A 23,622-nucleotide genomic window follows, 5' to 3' on the forward strand; every position below is an offset into this window, starting at 1 on the left:
ACCTGTTACTGTTTTCTATTCTTCCGAATAGGTCGCTCACTCAACGTACTGACGATGATTTATTCCATCCAAAGATGAACAAACCTTCCTCTGATACTTCGTGTGAGACTCTTGATACCTTTGCTATTGCCGATTCCGAAGAACCAGCCGCACTCGCCATCAAGCGCCCACACTTATCGGCTGTTAGTTTTTAAAGAGCACATCGCAAGACAAGCCTTACTTCAACTTCCATCTTGCGTCGCTGCATCAGCAGCAGAGAAACGAGATTATGAAGAACGTTTGGGTTTGTGTCAACAAGAATTCGAAGTTTCTTTTTCTTGCCGATCCGCGCCCGGAGCCTTCTACAACCTACCCCCGAGCACACCGCCGATACCGCCCTCTCCCGCTTCCTTCGCGTTCATCGAATCGCGAAGGAACGAAATTCTAGTGAGCGAATCCCGACTCCGCAAGGGGGATGCAAAGAAATTATCGTGGCGCTCCAAGTCACGCTGCACTCTCCTCCGATCGACGTGTTGCAACGCCGCACGATAAAAGCATCGCCCGAGCGACTACAATCAAAGGTTCACCGCACTAATTCACTCTAGTATCTATATGCGCTCGCGAATCGCAAAACGTATTCCCCCAGATGCAGACAAGCTCGTCAGCCTCTCCCTCGCGCTTTTCGCGTCCGGCAGCCGTGTCGAGGACCGCTTCTGGGAAGCTCGCCTCGACACGCTCATCGCCAAACTCGTGCGCAACGGCAATCAGACGACGCTCGACGCCGCGCTCGACCATCTGCAGCAGAATCATCCGGACGCCTACGGCGCGCTCGCCGATATGGCCGAGACGCACAGCGAGTCGTTCAGATTCGACATCGAAGGCGCACCGCATGAAGCCTTGCTCATTGCCGCGCCGGTGCTCGCGTGGACGCGCTACGCGATTCCATCGGGCTCGCTCAAGGGCGATGCCGTCGACGCACTGCGCACGCAGATGCAGGCTCATGTGCTCGCAGCCGATGCCCGGGTAGCCGTCGCGCCCTATCTGTACAGCATCGATCAGTTGCCACGCCACCATGTGGATACGTCGCGCCTCGCGCAACAGTTGCTGCAGACGGTGACGAGCGGCAGCGTCGCACGTCTGAATCTGTCGGACCTCCCGGAAACCTCGCCGATTCTCGCGGACCCGCGATTTCTATTGGCGCTGGTCGTCGTACCGGCCGGTGCGGCGTTCTTTCGCTGGCAGGAAGACGAAAACGGCAGCCGCGTGGAGCGCGGTCAATGCCTCGAACAGTGGGCCGCGCAAGGCGGACCGAGCTTCGCGGCAATTCTGCCGGGTTGCGAGTTCGAGTGCTTGCTTCCTGACGCCTACTACTCCGCCTGCCGCGACGCCGACGAGCAGGTGCGTCCGCACACCGTACGTACCGCCGTCCGATATCTGTTCGATACGCTCGGCACCGCGCCCCAGGACTTGCGCGCGGTCATCGCGGGCTTCGGCGAGCGGCGCATCGACGAATACCGCATCGGCTTTACACGTCGCGGCAGCAACGATGTGATCTACGGCGTCGTGTGGCCGCTCTACGGCCGCGAGAACGGGGAACTCGGAATGGACGAGGATCCGGTCGATCTCGAGGGCGCCAATGGACCGGTGGAAGAAATCGTCGAGTTGCTGAAGAAGACAGGTGTCTCTGACGTACGCCGCCATGCGGGACGCTTCGAACCGGAGTTCTGCGACGACTGCGGCGTGCCGCTCTATGCCGATCCGCTCGGCGAGATCGTCCACGCTGAAATGCCGGAAGACGCTGATCCTGCGCAGCCACATTTCCATTAACGATGCTCGATAGCAGCTATTTACGCCAAAAAGAACCCCGCCGCGTGCGGGGTTTTGTGTATTTATGCCTATGCCATTCGGATAGGGGGCCAAATCACCTTAAATTTGTCAACATACCGACTGGCGCCGATGCAAACCGGCGCCGAGTTCCGAAGCCGGTAGGCGACGGTGTATTGACAAGAGGTGAAGCATGATAATCAACATCATTGGTTCCGACGCAGAACGCCGGGCGGGCCTTAAAACATTGCTGCGCCGCGTTGCGCGCCAAGCGCAATTCATCGAGGCGAAGGATTGGAGACAAGCCCGTTCCGCCTTGAAGCGCTCCTCCCCTGACATGATCGTGATCGACTGGGCGCCCGAACTGCGCACCGGCGACCTGCAGATCCTGCTCGACGACGCCCCAGATGTGCCAGCGGCCATCATGGTCGACCGTTGCGGCGCCGCGCTGGTCTACGCGCTGATGAGCGTCGGCGCAATGGGCGTGATCCCGCGCACCCTCGATCCCATCCTGATACTCCGCGCGCTGGAGATGGTCCTCGTCGGTGGACATTACATTCCGCCCGACGTGGTCGACCCGGAACTGACGCTTGAGCTCACCACCCGCCGCATTCGAAACAGTGCCAAGCTGCCGAAGATTCGCCATCATCCGACGCTGTCACCGCGACAACAGCAGATCATGCGCTGCGTGCACATGGGCAGCACGAACAAGATGATCGCGAAGACGCTCGGTATCAGCGAAGGCACGGTGAAAATCCACCTTGCAAGTATCTTCCAGCAGCTGGGCGCGACAAATCGCGCGGCCGCGGTCGCGATCTACAACGGCGTGCAGAATTCGCATCTCGAGATTCTGCGCAGCGGAGGCGAGAAACCGGTGCGCGTCGTATCGGGCCAGCCAGGCGTGATTCCGCTGCGCCGGCCGCGGACGCGCTATCCGTCGCTTCTCGACAACGATGCGGCCGCGCTGCCGATGGCCGCCGAGCCTGAATCAACGTTCTAGCAACAAACGAGGCAAACGGGTCCGTCCTTTGCGCACACGTTTTACGCGCAACGAGTAATATGCAAGGCATGGGGTTCTTCTACACACCGCTACCGCTTTGGCTAACCGTCGGCAGCTGGATCGCCGCCGCGGGGCTGCTCGCGCTCGCAATGCTGCAGCGTCCGTTCGCTCGCCTGCAGGACGCCACGCTGCAAAACGTGTGGCTTGGCGTCATCGTCGCGATCTCGGTGCTATGGGCATGCAACGCATGGTTCGATGACGGACCCGTCATCCATCTATTGGGCGCAACGTTGATGGTCACGCTGTTCGACTGGCGGCTCGCGCTCATCGGCACGGCCGCGACCACGGGTCTCGCGGCCGTCGTGCTCGATGCATCGTGGCTGTCGGTCGCGACCACCTATCTTCTCTTCGGCGCAGTGCCCGTCGCTGTGTCGACATTGCTGCAGCGCTTGAGCAACCTATGCTTGCCGCGCAATCTCTTTACCTTCATCGCCGGACACGGGTTCATCACGTCGGCGGTTGCGGTGGCCGCCGCTTGTGGCGCGACCGTCGGGCTCGAGATGGCGCTTGCCGGCGGCCCGGTCATCGTGCCTCCGGCATTCACGCGCGGCTCGCTGCTGCTGGGCGCCGGCGAGGCGCTCTTCACGGGCCTGCTCACCATATTGATCACGGTGTACAAGCCCGCCTGGATCACCACCTATGACGTGCGCCGCTATCGCCTGGACCGCGGCCCGCGCGTCTAGGTTGCGCGAAACGTATCAATTCACTGCTACTGGCGGAGTCGGATATCGGACTCCGGGCGATGGGTACGCGCACAAAGTACGATAAGATTGAACTCCCTCCCCACACGGCGCATCTTACTTGCCCGTGTCTTCTTAGCGCCAGACTTGATGGAAAGTAACTTCGCACCGCGCCGGCTCCTGCGGCTCGTCGGCCGGTTGGCGGTATGTGCATCGTTGGCATGCGCCGTGTCCGCTTTTGCCGATTCGCTCGACGAGCGCAACGAACTGATTCACCACTTCGTCACCGATTTCAAAGCCAACCCGCTCGTCGCGGATTGCGCTGCACATGGCAACTTCATCGCCAGCACGTCGTCGGCGTTCGATCACGTCGAATTTCCGCCTGCCTCGTTCGATGCCTCGCATTCCGCGATCGAGCCGTGGAACGATTCGTTCGACGAGAAGAAGCAGCGAATCAAAGTGGACAATGTCGTGACCGTCGAAGGTCAAGGCATGCCGAAGGACGGCGGGAACGATCCCACTCCGCTCAAGTTCCGCTGCGGTTATGTCGGCAGTCAGATGCTCGCTTTCGGCTGGAACGATCCGGTCCCGCCATTGCGCGCGCGCTCTGAACCTCGCTCGACGCACGCCACGAAGGGCAAGCACGGCGCGAAGACGAAGGCGTCGTCGGGTAAGTCGAAGAGCACGTCGAAGTCCTCGACCAAGTCGACAAAAAAGAGCACCAAGAAGCACTAGCTCCCTTCGTCCTGCGACGAAGACACGACAAAAAAGGGCGTGGCTGCATGAAGCGGCCACGCCCTTTTCACATCGGCGGCAAGTCGGCGGCGCTCAGGCGCCGAACGCCTGCAGATGCCACAGAATGGCTTGCAGCATCGATGCGCCGAGCGCCGCGCTGCGCGCGCCGTTCCAGCCGACGCTCTCGTCGGGCAGATTCGCGTTGTCCTTGAACGGCATCTCGAGCGTAAGCGACAGGCATTTATACTCGTTGCCGATGTACTTCGACGCGAGCTTGAGCGCATCTGTCTGATACTTGCTCGACTCGTAGCCGTGGACGTCCTGGAAATCCGGGCTCGCCTGCTTGAAGAAATCGACGAACGCCTTCTGCTCCTTCGCCTGCTGCTCGGTGAAGCCCGGCAGCATCTCCGAGCCCGCGACGAACACGTACGGAATGGCTTCGTCGCCGTGGATATCGAAGAACAGGTCGCAGCCCGTCTCCTCGATCGCCTCGCGCACGACCAGCACTTCCGGACTGCGTTGCGCGCTCGGCTCCATCCATTCGCGGTTGAGGTTCGCGCCCGCCGCGTTGGTGCGCAGGTTGCCGAGCACGCTGCCGTCCGGATTCATGTTCGGCACGATATGGAAAATGGCCCGCTCGAAGAGCGCGCGCGCCACCGGATCGCCCGCCCAGTCGCCGAAACCGGCGAGACGCTTCACGAGTCCTTCGACGAACCATTCCGCCATCGTCTCGCCCGGATGCTGACGCGCGATGATCCAGACTTTCTTCTTCGGCTCGGCGTCGCCGAAATCCGGGATGCCGAGCGACAGCACCGATATCGGGCGGCCCTGAACCGTGCTGCCGAGCTCGGTCAGCGTCGCGAGCGGCATCTGCTGGACCGCGCCGAGAAACTCCGAGTGGCGCTCTTCGCTGTACGGCTCGAAGTACGCGTAATAGATGCGATCGAAGTCAGGCGTGTGATCGATCTTCATCACCTGCCCGTCGTACTCCGTCGACACGCGGAACCAGTTCACGCGGTCGTAGCTGGCGACCGCTTCATAGTCGCGCCAGCCCTCGGGAAACGCGCACTGCGCCGCGTTCTCGAAGGTCATCACGAGACGCTCGCCGCGCGCGCCCGACACGCGGAAATAGAACCATTGCGCGAAATCCGCGTGCGAATCGGGACGAATGCGCAGGCGAATGTCGGCGGGATCGTCGGCGTTGAGGACTTCGATCGCGCCCGCGTCGAAGTTGCTTGAGATAGAGAGAGTCATCTGCGTTTCCTTGCGTGCTTGCCGCGTGGATCTCAGTCCGCGACGCGGCGACGAAATACATAGGTCGTGTCGTTCGATGCTTTTGCATCGAATTTGTAGCCTTCGCTGTCGAAGCCCTTGAGCGCTTCCGGTTCGTCGATGCGGTTCTCGACCGCATAACGCGCCATCATCCCGCGCGCGCGCTTCGCATGAAAGCTGATGATCTTGTAGCGCCCGCCCTTCCAGTCCTCGAACACGGGCGAGATGACCGGAGCCGCCAGCAGCTTCGGCTTGACCGACTTGAAATATTCCTCCGACGCGCAATTCACGAGCACCCGCGCGCCGCGCTGCCTCTGCAACTGCTCGTTGAGCGCCGCCGTAATGCGCTCGCCCCAGAAAGCGTAGAGGTCTTTGCCGCGCGCATTCGGAAACTTCGTGCCCATTTCGAGCCGATACGGCTGCAGCAAATCGAGCGGCCGCAACAAACCATACAGCCCCGACAGCACGCGCACATGATTTTGCGCGAAATCGAGATCGCCGGCAGACAGCGACTTCGCGGCAAAGCCTTCGTACACGTCGCCGTTGAACGCGAGCACCGCCTGCTTGGAATTGTTCGTGTCGAAGGTCTTCGACCAGTCCGCGTAACGCTGGAAGTTCAGCGCCGCGAGCGGGTCCGAAATGCTCATCATGCCGCCGATCTGCTGCGGCGAAAGTTCGCGCAGTCCGTCGATCAGTTCCGCGGCGTCATCGACGAATTGCGGCAGCGTGTGCTTCTTGATATGGGCAGGCGTCTCGTAGTCGAGCGATTTGGCGGGCGAGAGAACGATTATCATGGAGGCTCGCCGGCACGCCGCCGGCGATCATTGGCATAAACCCCTGATTGTATCGAATGGACAATTCCGCCGCGCCGCAGCCTGGCTCCCCGCGCGTGGTGCTCGATTCGAATGTGTGGATCGACATCCTCGTATTCGACGACCCCGCCACGCGTCCGATTCACGCCGCACTCGTTGCCCGCACGCTCGAAGCGCTCATCGACGAGCGCTGTCTCAGGGAACTCACGCGCGTGCTCGACTATCCGCAATTCGTGCGAATGGACGTCGACAAGACCGCCGCGCTCGCGAGCGTCGCGCGCCTCTCGACGCTCGTGGCCGCGACCATCGACGAAAACGAGCGTCCGCTGCCCCAATGCAAGGACCGCGACGACCAGAAGTTTCTCGAACTCGCGCACGCATCGGGCGCACAGTGGCTCGTATCGAAAGACCGCGCGGTGCTGAAGCTCGCGCGGCGCGTCGCGCGCGATTTCGCGTTTCGCATCGCCGAGCCGAAGCCGTTCGTCATCGAATTCGAGGCACAGGCGGCCATCGGCTGACGGTGTCTTAAAATAGTCGCGAGCCAAATTCAACGCCCATCCGACCATGAACACGACGCACGAATTGCCGCCGACACCGCCCGAACTTTACTTCCCGTCGCGTCTGCCCAACGTGGGCACGACCATCTTCACCGTGATGAGCGCGCTCGCCACGCAAAAAGGCGCGGTGAATCTCGGCCAGGGCTTCCCCGATTTCGATTGCGACGCCCGCATCGTCGATGCCGTCGCGGCCGCCATGCGCGACGGCCACAATCAATATCCGCCGATGGCGGGCGCCGCGCCGTTGCGCCAGGCGATCGCGCGCAAGATCGACGCGCTCTACGGCCGCGCGTATAACCCCGACACCGACATCACCGTGACCGCCGGCGCGACGCAGGCGCTGCTCACGGCGATCCTGTGCTGCGTGCATCCGGGCGATGAAGTCATCGTCATCGAGCCGATGTACGACAGCTATGTGCCGTCGATCGAACTCGCGGGTGGCAAGCCGGTGTTCGTGTCGCTCGAAGCGCCCGACTACGCGCTGCCCTTCGACAAGATCGCCGCCGCGATCACGCCGAGGACGCGCCTCATCATGATCAACACGCCGCACAATCCGACCGGCCGCGTGTGGCGCGCGGAGGACATGAAGAAGCTCGAAGAGATCGTGCGCGACACCAATGTGCTGATCGTCTCCGACGAAGTCTACGAGCACATGGTCTACGACGGCGCGCCGCACGAAAGCGTGTCGCGCTATCCGGAGCTGGCGAAACGCAGCTTCGTCGTGTCGAGCTTCGGCAAGACGTTTCATGTGACCGGCTGGAAAGTCGGCTATGTGGCCGCGCCCGCCGCGTTGACGGCCGAATTCCGCAAGGTGCATCAGTTCAACGTGTTCACCGTGAACACGCCGATGCAGATCGGTCTCGCGCATTATCTCGAAGACCCGAAGCCGTATCTCGAACTGCCCGCGTTCTATCAGAAGAAGCGCGATTTCTTCCGCGAAGGTCTCGCGAAGACGCGCTTCTCGCTGTTGCCGTCCGAAGGCACTTACTTCCAGTGCGTCGATTATTCGAAGATCAGCGACATGCCCGAAGCCGAGTTCTCGCAATGGCTCACGAGCGAGATCGGCGTCGCGGCGATTCCCGTTTCGGCGTTCTATCACGAGAGCCATGAATCGGGCGTCGTGCGCTTCTGCTTCGCGAAGAAGGAAGAAACGCTCGCACTCGCGCTGGAACGTCTCGCGAAGCTTTGAACCGCGGCGCACGCGCCATAACCGCCACAACGAGGAGTCGAACGGAACATGAGTACGCAAGACTTCAAGATCGAAACGCTCGGCATCGTCGGCAGCGGCGCGATGGGGCGCGGCATCGCGCAGATCGCGGCGCTCGGCGGGCTCAGCGTGCGCATCTACGATACGAATCCGAAAGCGCTCGCTGCGGCGCGCGAGTATCTGTCGGACACGTTCGCGAAGCTCATCGCAAAAGGCAAGCTCAAGGAAGCCGACGCGCACGCGGCGCTCGCGCGCATCCGCGATGCGGGCGACACGGGCGAGCTCTCCGATTGCGACGCCATCGTCGAGGCGATCGTCGAGAACCTCGACCTCAAGCGCGAACTGTTTCGCGAGCTCGAAGCCGTGGTCGGCGAGCGCTGCATTCTGGCGTCGAACACGTCGTCGCTTTCGATCACCGCGATCGCCGCCGGATGCGCGCATCCCGAGCGCGTCGCGGGCTTTCACTTCTTCAACCCGGTGCCGTTGATGCGCGTCGTCGAAGTCATCGACGGACTGCGCGGCGACCCGCGCGCAGGCGACGCATTGATGGACCTCGCGCGCCGCATGGGTCATACGCCCGTGCGCGCGAAGGACATGCCGGGCTTCATCGTCAATCACGCCGGGCGCGGCATGAACACCGAAGGCCTGCGCGTGGCGAGCGAAGGCGTCGCGAGCTTCGCGGAAATCGACCGCATCATGCGCGAGCAGGCAGGCTTTCGGCTCGGACCGTTCGAGCTGCTCGATCTCACCGCGCTCGATGTATCGCATCCGGTGATGGAGTCGATCTATCACCAGTTCTATGAGGAGCCGCGCTTCAAGCCGTCGCCGATCACGGGCACGCGGCTCGCGGGCGGGCTCATCGGGCGCAAGGCAGGCGAAGGTTTTTATCGCTATGTCGATGGCAAGCAGGACGTGCCGCCCGAACCCGCCGCGCCGACCGAACTGCCGACGCGCGTGTGGATCAGCCGCGCATCGCACGAAGGACGCGAGCAAGTGCTGAAGCTGATCGCCAAATGCGATTGCTCGGTGCACATCGACGCGGGCCACACGCCGGAGCCGGATTCGCTCATCATCGTGACGCCGCTCGGTTTCGATGCGACCACCGCCGCGGTCAACGAGCATCTCGATGCGACGCGCGTCGTCGCCGTCGATACGCTCTTCCCGCTCGATACGGTCGCGCGCCGCACGATCATGACGACGCCCGCGACCTCGCCCGAGATGCGCGACGCCGCGCACGCCCTCCTCGCTTTCGACGGCGTGCCGGTCTCCGTGATCCGCGATTCGACCGGCTTCGTCGCGCAACGCGTCGTCGCGACGATCGTCAATATCGGCTGCGATATCGCGCAGCAAGGCATCGCGACGCCCGAGGACATCGATCTCGCCGTGATGCTCGGCCTGGGCTATCCGCAAGGTCCGCTCGCGCTCGGCGATACGCTCGGCGCGACGACGATCCTCACGATCCTGCGTAACATTTGCACCGCGCTCGGCGATCCGCGCTACCGGCCCTCGCCGTGGCTCACGCGGCGCGCGCAGCTCGGACTTTCGCTTACCCATACCGAGGAGCTCAGATGAGCGCCGAACTTCTGACAGACCGTCCCGCGGGCAGCGACACCACGCTCGTGCTCAAGTTGTCCAATCCCGGCGCGCGCAACGCGCTGCATCCGGACATGTACGCGGCCGGCATCGAGGCGTTGAACACGGCGGAGCGCGACAACAGCGTGCGCGCGATCGTGCTGACCGGCGCGGACAACTTCTTCTGCGCGGGCGGCAATCTGAATCGCCTGCTGGAAAACCGCGCGAAGGATCCGTCGGTGCAAGGCGAAAGCATCGATCTGCTGGCGGAATGGATCAGCGCGTTGCGCTCATCGACGAAACCGGTCATTGCCGCCGTCGAAGGCGCGGCGGCCGGCGCGGGTTTCTCGCTCGCGCTCGCGTGCGATCTGATCGTCGCCGCCGATGACGCCCGATTCGTCATGTCGTATGCACGCGTCGGCCTGACGCCCGATGGCGGCGCATCGTGGTTTCTGTCACGCACGCTGCCGCGCACGCTCGCGAGCGAAGTGCTGCTCGAAGCGAAGCCGATCGGCGCGGCGCGGCTGCATGAAGTCGGCGTCGTGAACCGGCTGACGAAGAAAGGCATCGCGCTCGATGCGGCTATCGCGTGGGCCGACGATCTCGGCAGCGTGTCGCCGAAAGCGATGGCGCGCATCAAGTCGCTCATCAACGCCGCCGAACTGCAGCCGCTCGCCGCGCATCTCGACATGGAGCGCGACAGTTTCGTCGATGCGCTGCATCACGGCGACGCGCTCGAAGGCATCACCGCGTTCCTCGAAAAGCGCCAGCCGAACTATCGCTAAGCTCATGGCTCACTACGAATTGCCGAAGCGCCGGCGCATCTTTCTGATGCGTCATGGAGACGTCACCTATTTCGACGACAGCGGCCGCGCGATCGATCCCGAAAGCGTGCCGCTCAACGAGCGCGGACGCGAGGAAGCCAGCGCCGCGGGCCGCGAGTTCGCCGCGCAGAACGTGCGCTTCGATCGCGTGATCGCGAGCGGATTGCCGCGCACGATCGAAACCGCGCAACGCGTGCTCGACGCGACGGGGCAAAGCATCGACATCGAAGTGTGGCCCGAGTGGCAGGAAATTCGCGGCGGCAAGCTGAAGGATCTGACGGTGTCGGACATCGAGCGCGCGTTTCTCTCGGTGTTCGATGGCGTCGTGCCGGAAGAGACGCAATTCCTCGGCGGCGAAACCATCGGCGAATTGCTCGACCGCGTGCTGCCTGCGGTCGCGCGTCTGCGTGAAGATCGATCGTGGGACACGGCGCTGCTCGTGCTGCACGGTGGCGTCAATCGCGCGCTGCTCTCGCACGCGATCACCGCGGGCGGGCGCGCGTTCTTCGGGCATCTGTCGCAGGCGACGGGCTGCATCAACGCGCTCGATGTCGGCGACAAGCCGGCCGACTGGGTCGTGCACGCGATCAATCATTCGCCGCCCTCGCCGCTGCACGCCGACGTGCGCAATACGACGATGGAACTGCTCTACGCCCAATTCGTTCGCTACAAGGCCGGCGACATGAACTGAAAACCGCAGTCCGGAGGAGACGATGCAGAACAACGAGACGCAAAAGCAGTCCGATTTCTCCGCGTTCGAAGGAACGCGGCCCGTGCAGGACAAACAGCGTTTCGATACCGATGCGCTCGTAGCGTGGCTCGCGGCGAACGTCGATGGCTTCGACGGCCCGTTGACCATCGAACAATTTGCCGGCGGCCAGTCGAATCCGACATTCAAGCTCGTCACGCCCGCGCGCAGTTACGTGATGCGCGCGAAGCCCGGACCCGCGGCGAAACTCTTGCCGTCTGCGCATGCGATCGAGCGCGAGTATCGCGTGATGCACGCGCTCGCCGCCACCGACGTTCCCGTCGCGCGCATGCTCGCGTTATGCGAGGACGAAAGCGTGATCGGCCGCGCGTTCTATGTGATGGAGTTCGTCCAGGGCCGCGTGCTGTGGGATCAGTCGTTGCCCGGCATGACGCCCGTCGAGCGCGCCGCGATCTATGAGGAAACGAATCGCGTGATCGCAGCGCTCCATACCGTCGATGTCGAGGCCGCCGGGTTATCGGGCTACGGCAAGCCGGGCAATTATTTCGAGCGGCAGATCGGACGCTGGAGCAAGCAATACGTCGCGTCCGAAACCGAGAAGATCGACGCGATGAATCGCCTGATCGACTGGTTGCCGCGGCATATTCCCGCGTCCCGCGAACCGAAAGTCAGCGTCGTGCACGGCGACTTCCGGCTCGACAATCTCATCTTTCATCCGGCCGAGCCGCGCGTGCTCGCCGTGCTCGACTGGGAACTGTCGACGCTCGGCGATCCGCTCGCCGACTTCGCGTATCACTGCATGGCGTGGCATGTCGACCCATCGCAGTTTCGCGGCATCGCCGGACTCGACTGGGCGGCGCTCGGCATTCCCGGCGAAGCCGCGTACGTGAAGCGCTATTGCGAGCGCACCGGCTTCGCAATCGAAGGCGACTGGAACTTCTATCTCGCCTACAACATGTTCCGCATCGCCGCGATCCTGCAGGGCATCATGAAGCGCGTCGTCGATGGCACCGCCGCAAGCGCGCAAGCCGTCGATGCGGGCAAGCGCGCGCGGCCGATGGCCGAACTCGCGTGGACATACGCACAAAAAGTGGGGACAAGCGCATGAACTTCGACTACACGCCCAAGGTGCACGCGTTGCGCGAGAAGCTGCTCGCTTTCTTCGACGCGCACATCTATCCCAACGAAGGCGCTTACGCCGATGAAATCGCGGCGAATCGCGCGGCTGGCAACGCGTGGATTCCGACGCGCCTCATCGAAGGCTTGAAGGAGCAAGCGCGCGCCGAGGGACTGTGGAATCTCTTCCTGCCCGCATCGGCGCGCGGCGCGGGGCTGACGAATCTCGAATACGCGCCCTTGTGCGAAATCATGGGCCGCGTGCCGTGGGCGCCCGAAGTCTTCAATTGCAGCGCGCCCGATACGGGCAACATGGAAACCATCGAACGCTACGGCACCGATGCGCAAAAAGCCCAATGGCTCGAGCCGCTGTTGCGCGGCGAAGTCCGCTCGGCGTTTTTGATGACGGAGCCGGAAGTTGCGTCATCGGATGCGACGAACATCCGCTGCAGCATCGCGCGCGACGGCGACAGCTACGTGATCGACGGCCACAAATGGTGGTCGTCGGGCGCGGGCGATCCGCGCTGCAAGGTGTATATCGTGATGGGCAAGACCGACGCCGACGCGCCGAAACACGCGCAGCAATCGATGATTCTCGTGCCCGCCGATGCGAGCGGCATCACGGTGCATCGGCCGTTGAACGTCTTCGGCTACGACGACGCGCCGCACGGCCATATGGACATCACGCTCGACAACGTGCGCGTGCCCGCGACGAACATGCTGTTAGGCGAAGGACGCGGCTTCGAAATCGCGCAGGGACGGCTCGGGCCCGGGCGCATCCATCATTGCATGCGTCTGATCGGACTCGCCGAACGCGCGCTCGAGTTGATGACGAGACGCACACTCGCGCGTGTCGCGTTCGGCAAGCCGATCGCGCAGCATGGCGTGACGCAGGAGCGTATCGCCGAGGCGCGCATCATGATCGAGCAGGCGCGGCTTCTGACGCTCAAGGCCGCGTACATGATGGACACCGTCGGCAACAAGGGCGCGCGCGGCGAAATCGCGATGATCAAGGTCGTCGCGCCGAACGTCGCGTGCCAGGTCATCGACTGGGCGATCCAGGCACACGGCGCGGGAGGCGTCTGCGACGACTTTCCGCTTGCTTATGCATATGCATCGGCGCGCACGCTGCGTTTAGCCGACGGCCCCGACGAAGTGCATCGAAATGCGATCGCGAAGCTCGAACTCGGGAAATACGCGTCAGGCGGCTGAAGCGCCTGAATCGACAGGATTGCGCAGGCCGAAAAGCGCGGCGGAATCGACGGTCAGCACGAGCTCGCCGTTCTGGTTGTGCGCTTCCCAGCGCGTCTGCACGATGCCGCGATCCGGCTTGCTCTTCGACACGCGCTTGTCGAGCACGCGCACGGTGAGGCGCACGCTATCGCCGACGCGCACCGGCTTGATCCAGCGGACGTTGTCGAGACCGGGCGAGCCCATCGAGGTCGAACCGCGCAACATGTCGCGCACGAGGATGCCCATCATCGCGGAACAGGTGTTCCAGCCGCTCGCGACGAGCCCGCCGAAATGCGACGCCTCGCCCGCCGCCTCCGAGAGATGAAACGGTTGCGGATCGTAACGCTCCGCAAATCCGACGATCTCCTCTCTCGTGAACGTGTGCGCGCCCAGCGTCACGGCGCTGCCGATTTCGAAATCCTCAAAAGCGTAGGTCATGCGTTCTCCTTTACGTGGCGGCAAATTCTGACAACGGAGAACACGGTCGCGCAGAACGCGCGGAGGACTGGCGTCGGTGAGAAAAACTGAGGTCCATGCGCAGTGTCTCCTTCACGGCCCCTTCCGGAGCCCGAAAATACACCGCGCAAGAACGTTACTGCAGCGGCTCTTTCAGCGCGTCCGGAACAGGCAACGGCATCACGTCGATCCCTTCTTCGAGCAGCGCGTGCGTCTCTTCGGGCGTCGTGACGCCGCGTATGTTGCGCGCCGGCGCCTCGTTGTAATGAATGCGCCGCGCCTCGTCGGCAAACCGGTCGCCCACGTTTTCGGTCTTCTCGATCAGCTCGCGCATGAATTGCAGCGCGCGCGCCTGCAATGCCGCCGCTTCAGGCGCGGCTTGCGCCTGCGCAGGCTGGGAAGCCGCCTCCCCTCGCGCGGACGACAAATTCAAGCGTGGCGCGGACGGCATACGACTCACATCGGTCGCCGAGCAAACCGGACAAGCAACCAGCTTGCGCGACAATTGCGACTCGAACTCTTCGGTCGAGGCGAACCAGCCTTCGAACCGGTGATCGTGCGAGCACTTTAAATCGAGGACCTTCATGCTGATGGGGCTTCGTTGAAGTTTATCTCAAAAACGCGCTTTATGAACGGTCGTTCGCAAATCTGCAGGAATGTGCAGTGGCCGTCAAACGCTGAACTACTCATTCTAGCCGCTCGGCCCGAAGGGCGCCTTTGACGACGCAAAAACGACAAAAGCGGCCATCGAGGCCGCTTTTGCACGCATCCGTGTGACGAGCGCTCAATCCTCGATCGACTCACCAAGCTTCCACTCACCCGAGCGGATCTTCTCCAGCCAGAACACGCCGATGATCGTCTTCACGTCGCTGATGCTGCCGTCCTTCACCCAGGCCATCAACTGCGCTTCGTCGGCGACGAAAGTCTCGAGGAATTCGCCTTCGTCGAGTTTCGCATCGCCGGCATCGAGGCCGCGCGCAAGATAGATGTCGATGAACTCGGTCGAATACGAAATCACCGGATGGATCCGCGTGAGGAACGTCCATTCACGCGCGGTGTAACCCGTCTCTTCCTGCAACTCGCGTTTCGCGCACGTCAGCTCGTCTTCGTCCGGATCGAGCTTACCCGCCGGAAATTCGAGCAGCACGCGGCCCACCGGATAACGAAATTGGCGTTCGAGCAGCACGCGTCCGTCGTCGAAGACCGGGAGAATCATCACCGCGCCGGGATGCTCGACGAACTCGCGCGTCGCGTGCTTGCCATCGGGCAATTCAACGGTATCGCGTTTCAGCGTGAGGAACTTGCCCTCGTGCAGCGTGACGCTTTCGACCTTCTTTTCGATGAGGCCGTCGTCGTTACCGGGAATCGAGGAATGATCTGCCATCTTGAGCCCTGTGCTGTTGAAGCAAACAAGCCGCTGACAGCACGAAGCGGTCAGCGGCGCTTGACGAGATATTGATACGTGAAGCCCGGAAAGGCGAACACGACGAAGAGACTGAAGGTAATGGCATAGAACTGCCATTCCTGATCGAATCGGTTGCCGGCGCGCGCTTCGAGCATGAAGCCGAGCGCACCGACCACAAAGTAAAGAACGACGAGCTCGCCGATGCGAATCCACGCGCTCTTCTTCGCCGCCTTGCGTCCCGTCGACGCCGGAAGCGGCAACGGGACGATGGCGAAGAGGCGCTGATTCAGGAACGGCACGTTGGCGAGAACGAGCGCCAACAGCACGATGAACCAGCCTGCCGCCGACATTACAGCGGCAGCGTATGCGAGATCGCCGTGAGGCACGCGCTCATCAACGGACCCGGCACCAGACCGAGCACCAGAACGGCCAGGCCGTTGAACGCGAGCAGCGAGCGGTTCAGGCCGCCGGCGAGGATCGGCGATGCGTCCGTCGGCGCATCGAAGTACATCAGCTTGACGACGCGCAGGTAGTAGAACGCGCCCACGAGCGAGGTCATCACGGCGAGGACGGCGAGCCATGTGAGACCGGCGTTCATCGTCGCTTCGAGCACGGCGAGCTTCGCGTAGAAGCCGACCGTCGGCGGGATGCCGGCGAGCGAGAACATCATGATCATCATGACGAACGCGAATACCGGGCTGCGCTGATTCAGGCCCTTGAAGTCTTCGAGCATTTCGGCTTCGAAGTCGCGGCGCGCGAGCAGCATGACCACGCCGAAGGTGCCGAGCGTCGTGACGAGATAGATGATGCTGTAGAACATCGCCGAGCTGTATGCGCCCGCCGCACCCGTCAGCTTGCCGTCGACCACGCCGGCGAGCAGCCCCAGCAGCACGAAGCCCATGTTCGAGATGGCCGAGTAAGCCAACATCCGCTTGATGTTCTTCTGCACGATACCCGTGATATTGCCGACGATCAGCGACAGCGCCGCGAGGATCACGAGCATTTCCTGCCAGTCCACCGCGAGCGGCAAGAGGCCCATCACCAGGAAGCGCAGACCCCACGCGAACGCCGCGACCTTCGGTCCGCCGCCGGTGAGCAGCGTCATCGCGGTCGGCGCGCCCTGGTAGACGTCAGGCACCCACATGTGGAACGGCACCGCGCCCATCTTGAACGCCACGCCCGCAACGATGAAGATCGCGCCGAACAGCAGCACGGCGTCGTTGATGCGGCCCGAAGCGACGGTCTTCAGCACTTCGTTCAGATCGAGCGAGCCGGTCGCGCCGTAGATCATCGAGATGCCGTACAGCAGGAAGCCGGATGCGAGCGCGCCGAGCACGTAGTACTTCATCGCCGACTCGTTCGACTGCGGCACGTCCTTGCGCAGCGCGATCACCGCGTACAGCGACAGCGACATCAGTTCGAGGCCGAGATACAGCGTCAGGAAGTTGTTGCCCGAAATCATCACGCACTGGCCGAGCAGCGAAAACAGGCCGAGCAGGAAGAAGTCGCCGCGGAACAGGTCGCGGTCTTCCAGATACTTCTTCGAGTAGATGATCGACACCGCGTAGCCGAGACACACCACCGCCTTCATCGCGCTCGCGAACGGATCGACGATATACATGCGCGTGAAGAAGAAATGCGGCGTCGGGTCGAGCGCGGTGACGGCGAACCACACGCCGCAGACGATCGTCGACACGAGCGCGATCAGATACGTCGTGCCGCGGCTCTTCGGGCCGAACATCGTGTCGTTGAGCCAGGCCAGAACGACCGACGCCATCAGGACCGCGTCAGGCCAAAGAATACTCATAGAGGCGTTTTGCATGATCTCTTAGTTCCTCCGCACGACGTTACTGAGCCAGCGGCAGCTTGGACTGCGCGACGTGGGAGAGCAGGTTTGCCACGGATTCGTGCATCACGTCGGTAAAGGGCTTCGGATGCAGGCCCATGTACAGCGTGAACAGCGCAAGGATGGCGAGCATCAGGAATTCACGCCCGTTGATGTCCTTGAGCTTCGCGACGTGGTCGTTCGCGACCGCGCCGAAGTACACGCGCTTGTACATCCACAGCGTGTAGGCCGCGCCGAGGATCAGCGTGAACGTCGCGAGGAAAGCGATCCAGAAGTTGTACTTCACCGCTGCCAGAATCACCATGAATTCGCCGACGAAACCCGAGGTACCCGGAAGGCCGCAGTTGGCCATCGCGAAGAGCATCACGAATGCCGCGAACTTGGGCATCGTGTTCACGACGCCGCCGTAATCCGCGATCTGGCGCGAGTGCACGCGGTCGTACAGCACGCCGATCGAAAGGAACATCGCGCCCGATACGAAACCGTGCGAGATCATCTGGATGATCGCGCCTTCGACCGCGAGCTGGCTCGACGCACCGAACATGAAGAAGCCGAGCGTGACGAAGCCCATGTGCGCGATCGACGAATACGCGACGAGCTTCTTCATGTCGGACTGCACCATCGCGACGAGACCGATGTAGATCACCGCGATCAGCGACAGCGTGATGACCACCGGCGCGAGGAAATGGCTCGCGTCCGGCGCGATCGGCAGCGAGAAGCGCAGGAAACCGTACGCGCCGAGCTTCAGCATGATCGCCGCCAGCACGACCGAACCGCCCGTCGGCGCTTCGACGTGCGCGTCCGGCAGCCACGTGTGCACCGGCCACATCGGCACCTTCACGGCGAACGCCAGGAAGAACGCGATGAACAGCAGCACCTGCGGCGTCATGTCGAGCTTCGCGGCTTGCCACGTCGCCAGATCGAACGTGTGCGTCTGCGTGTAGAGGTACAGCAGCGCGACCAGCATCAGCAGCGAGCCGGCCAGCGTGTACAGGAAGAACTTGAACGCCGCATACACGCGGTTGGGGCCGCCCCACACGCCGATGATGATGTACATCGGAATGAGCGTGGCTTCGAAGAACACGTAGAACAGCAGGCCGTCCGCCGTCGAGAACACGCCGATCATGATGCCCGAGAGGATCAGGAACGCGGCCATGTACTGCGACACGCGCTCGGTGATCACTTCCCAGCCGGCGATCACGACGATCACCGTGATGAGCGCGGTCAGCACGACGAACCACATCGAGATGCCGTCGACGCCGAGGTGATACGTGATGTTGAAGCGCTCGATCCAGTTCGACTGTTCGACGAACTGCAGCGCGGCCGTCGACGTATCGAAGCCGGTGATGAGCGGAATCGTGACGATCAGCCCGAGCACCGAGCCGACCAGCGCGACCCAGCGCGCGGGCGCCGGGTTGCGGTCGTTACCAACTGCGAGCACGAGCAGGCCGAAAACGATCGGCAGCCAGATCGCGACACTGAGAATCGGAAAAGAGTGCATAGGATCCCTCGCCTTATTTGCCGCCGAGCGTCACAAACAGGGTCAAGAGCCCCAACATGCCGATAATCATGGCGAACGCGTAGTGATAGATGTAACCGGATTGAAGGAAGCGGATCACACCGGCGAACCAGCCCATGAACCGCGCACTGCCGTTGACGATGCCGTCGATGACGACCACATCGCCCTCTTTCCACAAGCCGCGGCCGATGGCGACAGCGCCCTTCGCGAACACGACCTCGTTGATCTTGTCGCAGTAGTACTTGTTGTCGAGCAGCACGTAGATCGGGCGGAACGTGCGCGCGACAACCGCCGGCAGGTCCGGACGCTTCATGTAGAAGAACCACGCGACGATCACGCCGAGCGCCGCGAGCCACACCGGACCCGGGGTGATGATGCCGTGCAGCGCCATCGCAATCCAGCCGTGGAACTCTTCGGCCATTTCCTTCAGGCCTTCGTGGTTCTCGGCGATGTAGATCACCTTGTCGAACACGACGCCGTGCGAGAAGAAGTCGCCGTAGATCATCGGGCCGATCATGATCGCGCCGATGATGATCGACGGAATCGCGAGCAGCACGAGCGGCAGCGTCACGACCCAAGGCGTTTCGTGCGGGACGTGAGCGTGTCCGTGACCGTGATCGTCGTGATGACCGTGCGAATCATGACCGTGGCCGTGCGCTTCCGCCTGGCCCATCGGCGAGTCGGGATGCTTCGGACCGCGGAAGCGCTCTTCGCCGTGGAACACCATGAAGTACATACGGAACGAGTACAGCGACGTGACGAACACGCTCGCGACCACCGCGAAATACGCGAAGCCCGAGCCCGCCAGATGCGAGTACTTCACGGCTTCGATGATCGAATCCTTCGAGTAGAAGCCCGAGAAGAACGGCGTGCCGATCAGCGCGAGCGAACCGATCAGCGATGTGATCCAGGTGATCGGCATGTACTTGCGCAGGCCGCCCATGTTGCGCATGTCCTGATCGTGGTGCATGCCGATGATGACCGAGCCCGCGCCGAGGAACAGCAGCGCCTTGAAGAACGCGTGCGTGCCGAGGTGGAACACGGCGACCGGATAAGCCGAGACGCCGAGCGCGACCGTCATGTAGCCGAGCTGCGAGAGCGTCGAGTACGCGACCACGCGCTTGATGTCGTTTTGCACGACGCCGAGGAAGCCCATGAACAAGGCCGTGATCGCGCCGATGACCGTCACGAACGAAAGCGCCGCATCCGAATGCTCGAAGAGCGGCGACATGCGCGTCACCATGAAGATGCCGGCCGTCACCATCGTTGCCGCGTGGATCAGCGCGGAAATCGGCGTCGGGCCTTCCATCGAGTCGGGCAGCCAGACGTGCAGCGGGAACTGCGCCGACTTGCCCATCGCGCCGATGAAGAGGCAAATGCACGCGACCGTCAGCAGACCCCATTGCGTGCCGGGGAACGTCATCGTCGCGAGCTTGTCGCCCTGCGCGAACACGTCGCCATAGTTCAGCGAACCGGCGAACGCGAGCAGCAGGCCAATGCCCAGCAGGAAGCCGAAGTCGCCCACGCGGTTCACGATGAACGCCTTCATGTTGGCGTAGATCGCGCTCTCACGCGTGAAGTAGAAGCCGATCAGCAGGTACGACACGAGGCCCACCGCTTCCCAGCCGAAGAACAGCTGCAGGAAGTTGTTGCTCATGACGAGCATCAGCATCGAGAACGTGAAGAGCGAGATGTACGAGAAGAAGCGCTCGTAGCCGACTTCCTCGTCCGCCATGTAGCCGATGGTGTAGATGTGCACCATCAGCGAGACGAAGGTCACGATGACCATCATCATCGCCGTGAGCGAGTCGACCAGGAAGCCGACTTCCATCTTCAGCGTGCCGACGCTCATCCATTCGTAGATGGTCGCGTTGAAGCTCGCGCCGTGCATCACGTCGTTGAAGACGATCGCCGAAAGAATGAACGAGATGAAGACGCCGAGGATCGTGACGCGATGCGCGCCCTTGCGCCCTACCCATTTCGCGAACAGCCCCGCGATCAGACAGCCGGCAAGCGGCGCCAGCGGAACCGCGAGCAGGAGGTTTTCATTGAGTGTCGTGGACATAACAGCCTAGCCTGAAATTAACCTTTGAGCTGATCGAGGTCCTCGACGTTGATCGTGTCGAGGCTACGGAACAGGGTCACGAGAATCGCGAGACCGATCGCGGCTTCAGCGGCGGCGACAGTCAGCACGAAGAACACGAAGATCTGGCCGTGCACGTCGCCCAGATAGTGCGAGAACGCGACGAAATTGGTGTTCACCGCGAGCAGCATCAATTCGATGGCCATCAGGATGATGATGACGTTGCGGCGGTTCAGGAAGATGCCGACGATGCTGATCGCAAAGAGGATCGCACCGAGCACGAGGTAATGGGCAAGACTCAACATATTCGATTTCTCCTTCGCGCTCAGCCCTTGTTGTCGACCGTGCCCGCGCCGATGTTGCCGGTCACGGCAGGTTCCGTGGAGGCGTCGGGCGCCTGCGTTTCGGCCTGCATCTTCACGAGGCGCACGCGGTCTTCGCGGCGCACCTTGACCTGCTGGCTGACGGTTTGGGTCTTCTTGTCCTTCTTGTCGCGGATCGTGAGCGAGATCGCCGCGATGATCGCAACCAGCAGCACGAGGCCGGCGATTTCGAACGCGAAGATGTAGTCGGTGTAGATGACCTTGCCGATCAGTTGCGTGTTCGACATCGCCGCTGCGCCCGTCACCGCCGTCGACGTTTCGGGTGTGATCGTGCCGCCGTAGCCGTGCCAAAGGATCAGCGCGGTCTCGATCACGATGATCGCGCCGACGATGCTCGCGAGCGGCACGAAGCGCCTGAAATCCTTGCGCAGGACATCGATGTTGATGTCGAGCATCATGACCACGAACAGGAACAGCACCATCACGGCGCCGACATATACGAGAACCAGCAGAATCGCGAGGAATTCGGCTTGCAGCAGCATCCAGATCGCGGCCGCGTTGAAGAACGCGAGCACGAGGAAGAGCGCGGACGACACCGGGTTGCGCGAAGTGATCACCTTCAGCGCGGAAACGACCAGCAGCAGCGCGAAGATATAGAACAGTACGGTTGTGAATTCCATGATTACCGGTTCATCGTTAGGCCATCATCAGGCATGGTGTGTCGGCGCTTTCGGACAGGAGCCGCCCTCGGCGCGCGCCGCAGTGTGCCAAACAGCAACAACAAAATCGCTACGGTGCGATGCCGGAACATGAGGCTCGGGCATCGGACGCATATCAACGATAAGGCGCGTCGGCCGCCTTCGATGCGGCGATTTCCGTTTCGTAGCGATCGCCCACCGCAAGCAGCATGTCCTTCGTGAAATACAGGTCGCCGCGCTTTTCGCCGTGATATTCGAGGATGTGCGTTTCGACGATCGAATCGACCGGGCAGCTCTCCTCGCAGAAACCGCAGAAGATGCACTTGGTCAGGTCGATGTCGTAACGCGTGGTGCGACGGGTGTTGTCCGCGCGCGTTTCCGATTCGATCGTGATCGCCATCGCCGGGCACACCGCTTCGCACAGCTTGCAGGCGATGCAGCGCTCTTCGCCGTTCTCATAGCGGCGCAGCGCGTGCAGACCGCGAAAACGCGGCGAGATCGGCGTCTTTTCTTCCGGGAACTGCACCGTGATCTTGCGCTGGAACGTGTAACGTCCCGTCAGCGCAAGACCCTTGAGCAACTCGGTCAGGAAGAAGGTCTTAAAGAAGTTCTGAATAGCATTCATGATGTTTTCGTCCGCGCTCGCTTACTTCCAGATGTTGAGCGGCGACATGATCCAGAAACCGACCACGACCACCCAGATCACCGACACCGGCAGGAACACCTTCCAGCCCAGACGCATGATCTGGTCGTAGCGGTAACGCGGGAATGTCGCGCGCGCCCAGATGAAGACCGACAGCAGCAGGAAAACCTTGAAAACGAACCAGAATACGCCCGGAATGAACGACAGGAAGCCGAACGGTGCATCCCAGCCGCCGAGGAACAGCGTCGCTGCGATCGCCGAGATCACGATCATGTTGATGTACTCGGCGAGGAAGAACAGCGCGAACGCCATGCCCGAGTAATCGATCATGTGACCGGCGACGATTTCCGATTCGCCTTCCACCACGTCGAACGGGTGACGGTTCGTTTCCGCGATGCCCGAGATGAAGTACACGACGAACATCGGCAAAAGTGGCAGCCAGTTCCACGACAGGAAGTTGATGCCCCAGCCCGCGAACATGCCGCGCTGCTGCGAGTGCACGATGTCGGACATGTTCAGCGTGCCCGCGACCATCAGCACCACGACGAGCGCGAAGCCCATCGAGATTTCGTAGGACACCATCTGCGCCGCGGCGCGCATCGCGCCGAGAAACGCGTACTTCGAGTTCGACGCCCAACCCGCCAGAATCACGCCGTATACGCCGATCGACGAAATCGCCATGATGTACAGCAGACCCGCGTTGATGTCGCCGAGCACCGCTTTCGCCTGGAACGGGATCACCGCCCACACGGCGAACGCCGGCACCACGGTCATGATCGGTGCGATCACATAGATCCACTTGCTCGCAGCCGTCGGCTGGATGACTTCCTTGAGCAGAAGCTTCAGCACGTCGGCGATCGGCTGCAGCAAGCCTGCGGGGCCGACGCGGTTCGGGCCGAGACGCACGTGCATCCAGCCGATGAGCTTGCGTTCCCAGAGAATCAGGTAGGCCACGCACAGCAGGATGACCACCGAAACCACCAGGATGCGGACCACCGCCCACACCGTCGGCCATGCGACGCCCAGAAGCTGCGTGCCGCCTGCGTTGATCGTATCGAACAAGCCCATT

General features: G+C 62.3%; 25 protein-coding genes. 12 read left to right on the plus strand and 13 right to left on the minus strand.

Annotated features, from left to right (window positions below):
• The 5 genes from NCR93_RS08500 to NCR93_RS08520 form a co-directional block, all read left to right on the plus strand.
• A partial coding sequence (locus NCR93_RS08500; RefSeq protein ID WP_250532200.1) for a hypothetical protein occupies positions 1-194 on the plus strand: 194 nt, incomplete at its 5' end.
• Positions 195-591: 397 nt separating this feature from the next.
• The gene (locus NCR93_RS08505) at positions 592-1,806 is read left to right on the plus strand and encodes a DUF2863 family protein (RefSeq protein ID WP_175983165.1); all 1,215 of its coding nucleotides are present in this window, start codon (positions 592-594) and stop codon (positions 1,804-1,806) included.
• Positions 1,807-1,996: 190 nt separating this feature from the next.
• Positions 1,997-2,803, plus strand: coding sequence for a helix-turn-helix transcriptional regulator (locus NCR93_RS08510; protein ID WP_175983166.1), 807 nt, complete (start codon positions 1,997-1,999; stop codon positions 2,801-2,803).
• A 68-nt stretch (positions 2,804-2,871) separates the two neighbouring features.
• Positions 2,872-3,546, plus strand: coding sequence for a membrane protein (locus tag NCR93_RS08515; protein ID WP_033535783.1), 675 nt, complete (start codon positions 2,872-2,874; stop codon positions 3,544-3,546).
• A gap of 147 nt (positions 3,547-3,693) precedes the next feature.
• On the plus strand, positions 3,694-4,278 hold the full coding sequence (locus NCR93_RS08520) for a BspC domain-containing protein (protein WP_175983167.1): 585 nt from the start codon (positions 3,694-3,696) through the stop codon (positions 4,276-4,278).
• Positions 4,279-4,371: 93 nt separating this feature from the next.
• Here the strand turns inward: NCR93_RS08520 and NCR93_RS08525 are convergent, their stop codons facing one another.
• The gene (locus NCR93_RS08525; RefSeq protein WP_008341683.1) at positions 4,372-5,532 is read right to left on the minus strand and encodes a M14 family metallopeptidase; all 1,161 of its coding nucleotides are present in this window, start codon (positions 5,530-5,532) and stop codon (positions 4,372-4,374) included.
• A gap of 32 nt (positions 5,533-5,564) precedes the next feature.
• The gene (gene yaaA / locus NCR93_RS08530; protein WP_008341685.1) at positions 5,565-6,344 is read right to left on the minus strand and encodes a peroxide stress protein YaaA; all 780 of its coding nucleotides are present in this window, start codon (positions 6,342-6,344) and stop codon (positions 5,565-5,567) included.
• A 56-nt stretch (positions 6,345-6,400) separates the two neighbouring features.
• Between yaaA and NCR93_RS08535 the strand changes: the two genes are divergently transcribed.
• The 7 genes from NCR93_RS08535 to NCR93_RS08565 are packed head-to-tail and all read left to right on the plus strand — an operon-like array spanning position 6,401 to position 13,559.
• Positions 6,401-6,880, plus strand: coding sequence for a putative toxin-antitoxin system toxin component, PIN family (locus NCR93_RS08535; RefSeq protein WP_175983168.1), 480 nt, complete (start codon positions 6,401-6,403; stop codon positions 6,878-6,880).
• Positions 6,881-6,926: 46 nt separating this feature from the next.
• A complete protein-coding gene (locus NCR93_RS08540) occupies positions 6,927-8,108 on the plus strand; it encodes a pyridoxal phosphate-dependent aminotransferase (RefSeq protein ID WP_008341690.1) in 1,182 nt (393 codons plus the stop codon).
• Between the two features lie 48 nt (positions 8,109-8,156).
• Entirely contained in the window at positions 8,157-9,698 is a 1,542-nt protein-coding gene (locus NCR93_RS08545) for a 3-hydroxyacyl-CoA dehydrogenase (protein ID WP_008341692.1), read from the plus strand.
• Complete coding sequence (locus NCR93_RS08550) at positions 9,695-10,483, plus strand: oxepin-CoA hydrolase, alternative type (RefSeq protein ID WP_008341693.1); 789 nt, start codon at positions 9,695-9,697, stop codon at positions 10,481-10,483. The genes NCR93_RS08545 and NCR93_RS08550 overlap by 4 nt, the downstream gene beginning before the upstream one ends.
• 4 nt (positions 10,484-10,487) lie before the next feature.
• Positions 10,488-11,213 (plus strand): histidine phosphatase family protein, encoded by a 726-nt coding sequence (locus tag NCR93_RS08555; RefSeq protein ID WP_008341696.1) that lies wholly within the window; start codon positions 10,488-10,490, stop codon positions 11,211-11,213.
• Between the two features lie 22 nt (positions 11,214-11,235).
• Positions 11,236-12,339, plus strand: coding sequence for a phosphotransferase (locus tag NCR93_RS08560; protein ID WP_175983169.1), 1,104 nt, complete (start codon positions 11,236-11,238; stop codon positions 12,337-12,339).
• Positions 12,336-13,559, plus strand: a complete 1,224-nt coding sequence (locus tag NCR93_RS08565) for an acyl-CoA dehydrogenase family protein (protein WP_175983170.1) — start codon at positions 12,336-12,338, stop codon at positions 13,557-13,559. Before NCR93_RS08560 ends, NCR93_RS08565 begins: the two co-directional genes overlap by 4 nt.
• Here NCR93_RS08565 and NCR93_RS08570 read toward each other — a convergent pair.
• From NCR93_RS08570 to nuoH, 11 genes are all read right to left on the minus strand, one after another.
• A complete protein-coding gene (locus tag NCR93_RS08570; RefSeq protein WP_175983171.1) occupies positions 13,548-14,018 on the minus strand; it encodes a MaoC family dehydratase in 471 nt (156 codons plus the stop codon). The genes NCR93_RS08565 and NCR93_RS08570 overlap by 12 nt on opposite strands.
• 154 nt (positions 14,019-14,172) lie before the next feature.
• The gene (locus NCR93_RS08575) at positions 14,173-14,622 is read right to left on the minus strand and encodes a DUF1178 family protein (protein WP_175983172.1); all 450 of its coding nucleotides are present in this window, start codon (positions 14,620-14,622) and stop codon (positions 14,173-14,175) included.
• 198 nt (positions 14,623-14,820) lie between these two features.
• Positions 14,821-15,420 (minus strand): NUDIX domain-containing protein, encoded by a 600-nt coding sequence (locus NCR93_RS08580; protein WP_008341708.1) that lies wholly within the window; start codon positions 15,418-15,420, stop codon positions 14,821-14,823.
• A gap of 50 nt (positions 15,421-15,470) precedes the next feature.
• The gene (locus tag NCR93_RS08585) at positions 15,471-15,791 is read right to left on the minus strand and encodes a DUF2818 family protein (protein ID WP_175983173.1); all 321 of its coding nucleotides are present in this window, start codon (positions 15,789-15,791) and stop codon (positions 15,471-15,473) included.
• Positions 15,791-17,263: an NADH-quinone oxidoreductase subunit NuoN gene (gene nuoN / locus NCR93_RS08590; protein WP_175983174.1), complete on the minus strand. Its 1,473-nt coding sequence runs from the start codon at positions 17,261-17,263 to the stop codon at positions 15,791-15,793. The genes NCR93_RS08585 and nuoN overlap by 1 nt, the downstream gene beginning before the upstream one ends.
• Before the next feature lie 25 nt (positions 17,264-17,288).
• Positions 17,289-18,788: an NADH-quinone oxidoreductase subunit M gene (locus tag NCR93_RS08595; protein WP_008341712.1), complete on the minus strand. Its 1,500-nt coding sequence runs from the start codon at positions 18,786-18,788 to the stop codon at positions 17,289-17,291.
• A 13-nt stretch (positions 18,789-18,801) separates the two neighbouring features.
• Positions 18,802-20,871, minus strand: coding sequence for an NADH-quinone oxidoreductase subunit L (nuoL, locus tag NCR93_RS08600; protein ID WP_008341714.1), 2,070 nt, complete (start codon positions 20,869-20,871; stop codon positions 18,802-18,804).
• Positions 20,872-20,888: 17 nt separating this feature from the next.
• A complete protein-coding gene (gene nuoK / locus NCR93_RS08605) occupies positions 20,889-21,194 on the minus strand; it encodes an NADH-quinone oxidoreductase subunit NuoK (RefSeq protein WP_007588140.1) in 306 nt (101 codons plus the stop codon).
• A gap of 20 nt (positions 21,195-21,214) precedes the next feature.
• The gene (locus NCR93_RS08610) at positions 21,215-21,892 is read right to left on the minus strand and encodes an NADH-quinone oxidoreductase subunit J (protein ID WP_008341733.1); all 678 of its coding nucleotides are present in this window, start codon (positions 21,890-21,892) and stop codon (positions 21,215-21,217) included.
• A gap of 154 nt (positions 21,893-22,046) precedes the next feature.
• Positions 22,047-22,535 carry an NADH-quinone oxidoreductase subunit NuoI gene (nuoI, locus tag NCR93_RS08615; RefSeq protein ID WP_008341734.1) on the minus strand — a complete coding sequence of 163 codons (489 nt, stop codon included), beginning with the start codon at positions 22,533-22,535 and terminating at the stop codon, positions 22,047-22,049.
• Between the two features lie 21 nt (positions 22,536-22,556).
• On the minus strand, positions 22,557-23,621 hold the full coding sequence (gene nuoH, locus NCR93_RS08620) for an NADH-quinone oxidoreductase subunit NuoH (protein ID WP_008341736.1): 1,065 nt from the start codon (positions 23,619-23,621) through the stop codon (positions 22,557-22,559).
• Position 23,622 lies beyond the last annotated feature (1 nt).

The organism is Caballeronia sp. ATUFL_F1_KS39, from assembly GCF_023630985.1.
In the GTDB taxonomy this organism is placed as follows: domain Bacteria; phylum Pseudomonadota; class Gammaproteobacteria; order Burkholderiales; family Burkholderiaceae; genus Caballeronia; species Caballeronia zhejiangensis.

What these genes read in the sequence shown, in the direction of transcription:
- NCR93_RS08515 (WP_033535783.1), top strand. Translation starts at nt 2,872, where the DNA reads ATGGGGTTCTTCTACACACCGCTACCGCTTTGGCTAACCGTCGGCAGC.
- NCR93_RS08540 (WP_008341690.1), top strand. Translation starts at nt 6,927, where the DNA reads ATGAACACGACGCACGAATTGCCGCCGACACCGCCCGAACTTTACTTC.
- NCR93_RS08520 (WP_175983167.1), top strand. Translation starts at nt 3,694, where the DNA reads ATGGAAAGTAACTTCGCACCGCGCCGGCTCCTGCGGCTCGTCGGCCGG.
- NCR93_RS08575 (WP_175983172.1), bottom strand. Translation starts at nt 14,622, where the DNA reads ATGAAGGTCCTCGATTTAAAGTGCTCGCACGATCACCGGTTCGAAGGC.
- NCR93_RS08510 (WP_175983166.1), top strand. Translation starts at nt 1,997, where the DNA reads ATGATAATCAACATCATTGGTTCCGACGCAGAACGCCGGGCGGGCCTT.
- NCR93_RS08525 (WP_008341683.1), bottom strand. Translation starts at nt 5,532, where the DNA reads ATGACTCTCTCTATCTCAAGCAACTTCGACGCGGGCGCGATCGAAGTC.
- NCR93_RS08505 (WP_175983165.1), top strand. Translation starts at nt 592, where the DNA reads ATGCGCTCGCGAATCGCAAAACGTATTCCCCCAGATGCAGACAAGCTC.
- NCR93_RS08550 (WP_008341693.1), top strand. Translation starts at nt 9,695, where the DNA reads ATGAGCGCCGAACTTCTGACAGACCGTCCCGCGGGCAGCGACACCACG.
- NCR93_RS08545 (WP_008341692.1), top strand. Translation starts at nt 8,157, where the DNA reads ATGAGTACGCAAGACTTCAAGATCGAAACGCTCGGCATCGTCGGCAGC.
- NCR93_RS08535 (WP_175983168.1), top strand. Translation starts at nt 6,401, where the DNA reads ATGGACAATTCCGCCGCGCCGCAGCCTGGCTCCCCGCGCGTGGTGCTC.
- nuoN (WP_175983174.1), bottom strand. Translation starts at nt 17,263, where the DNA reads ATGCAAAACGCCTCTATGAGTATTCTTTGGCCTGACGCGGTCCTGATG.
- NCR93_RS08585 (WP_175983173.1), bottom strand. Translation starts at nt 15,791, where the DNA reads ATGTCGGCGGCAGGCTGGTTCATCGTGCTGTTGGCGCTCGTTCTCGCC.
- nuoK (WP_007588140.1), bottom strand. Translation starts at nt 21,194, where the DNA reads ATGTTGAGTCTTGCCCATTACCTCGTGCTCGGTGCGATCCTCTTTGCG.
- nuoL (WP_008341714.1), bottom strand. Translation starts at nt 20,871, where the DNA reads ATGTCCACGACACTCAATGAAAACCTCCTGCTCGCGGTTCCGCTGGCG.
- nuoI (WP_008341734.1), bottom strand. Translation starts at nt 22,535, where the DNA reads ATGAATGCTATTCAGAACTTCTTTAAGACCTTCTTCCTGACCGAGTTG.
- yaaA (WP_008341685.1), bottom strand. Translation starts at nt 6,344, where the DNA reads ATGATAATCGTTCTCTCGCCCGCCAAATCGCTCGACTACGAGACGCCT.
- NCR93_RS08560 (WP_175983169.1), top strand. Translation starts at nt 11,236, where the DNA reads ATGCAGAACAACGAGACGCAAAAGCAGTCCGATTTCTCCGCGTTCGAA.
- NCR93_RS08580 (WP_008341708.1), bottom strand. Translation starts at nt 15,420, where the DNA reads ATGGCAGATCATTCCTCGATTCCCGGTAACGACGACGGCCTCATCGAA.
- nuoH (WP_008341736.1), bottom strand. Translation starts at nt 23,621, where the DNA reads ATGGGCTTGTTCGATACGATCAACGCAGGCGGCACGCAGCTTCTGGGC.
- NCR93_RS08555 (WP_008341696.1), top strand. Translation starts at nt 10,488, where the DNA reads ATGGCTCACTACGAATTGCCGAAGCGCCGGCGCATCTTTCTGATGCGT.
- NCR93_RS08595 (WP_008341712.1), bottom strand. Translation starts at nt 18,788, where the DNA reads ATGCACTCTTTTCCGATTCTCAGTGTCGCGATCTGGCTGCCGATCGTT.
- NCR93_RS08565 (WP_175983170.1), top strand. Translation starts at nt 12,336, where the DNA reads ATGAACTTCGACTACACGCCCAAGGTGCACGCGTTGCGCGAGAAGCTG.
- NCR93_RS08610 (WP_008341733.1), bottom strand. Translation starts at nt 21,892, where the DNA reads ATGGAATTCACAACCGTACTGTTCTATATCTTCGCGCTGCTGCTGGTC.
- NCR93_RS08570 (WP_175983171.1), bottom strand. Translation starts at nt 14,018, where the DNA reads ATGACCTACGCTTTTGAGGATTTCGAAATCGGCAGCGCCGTGACGCTG.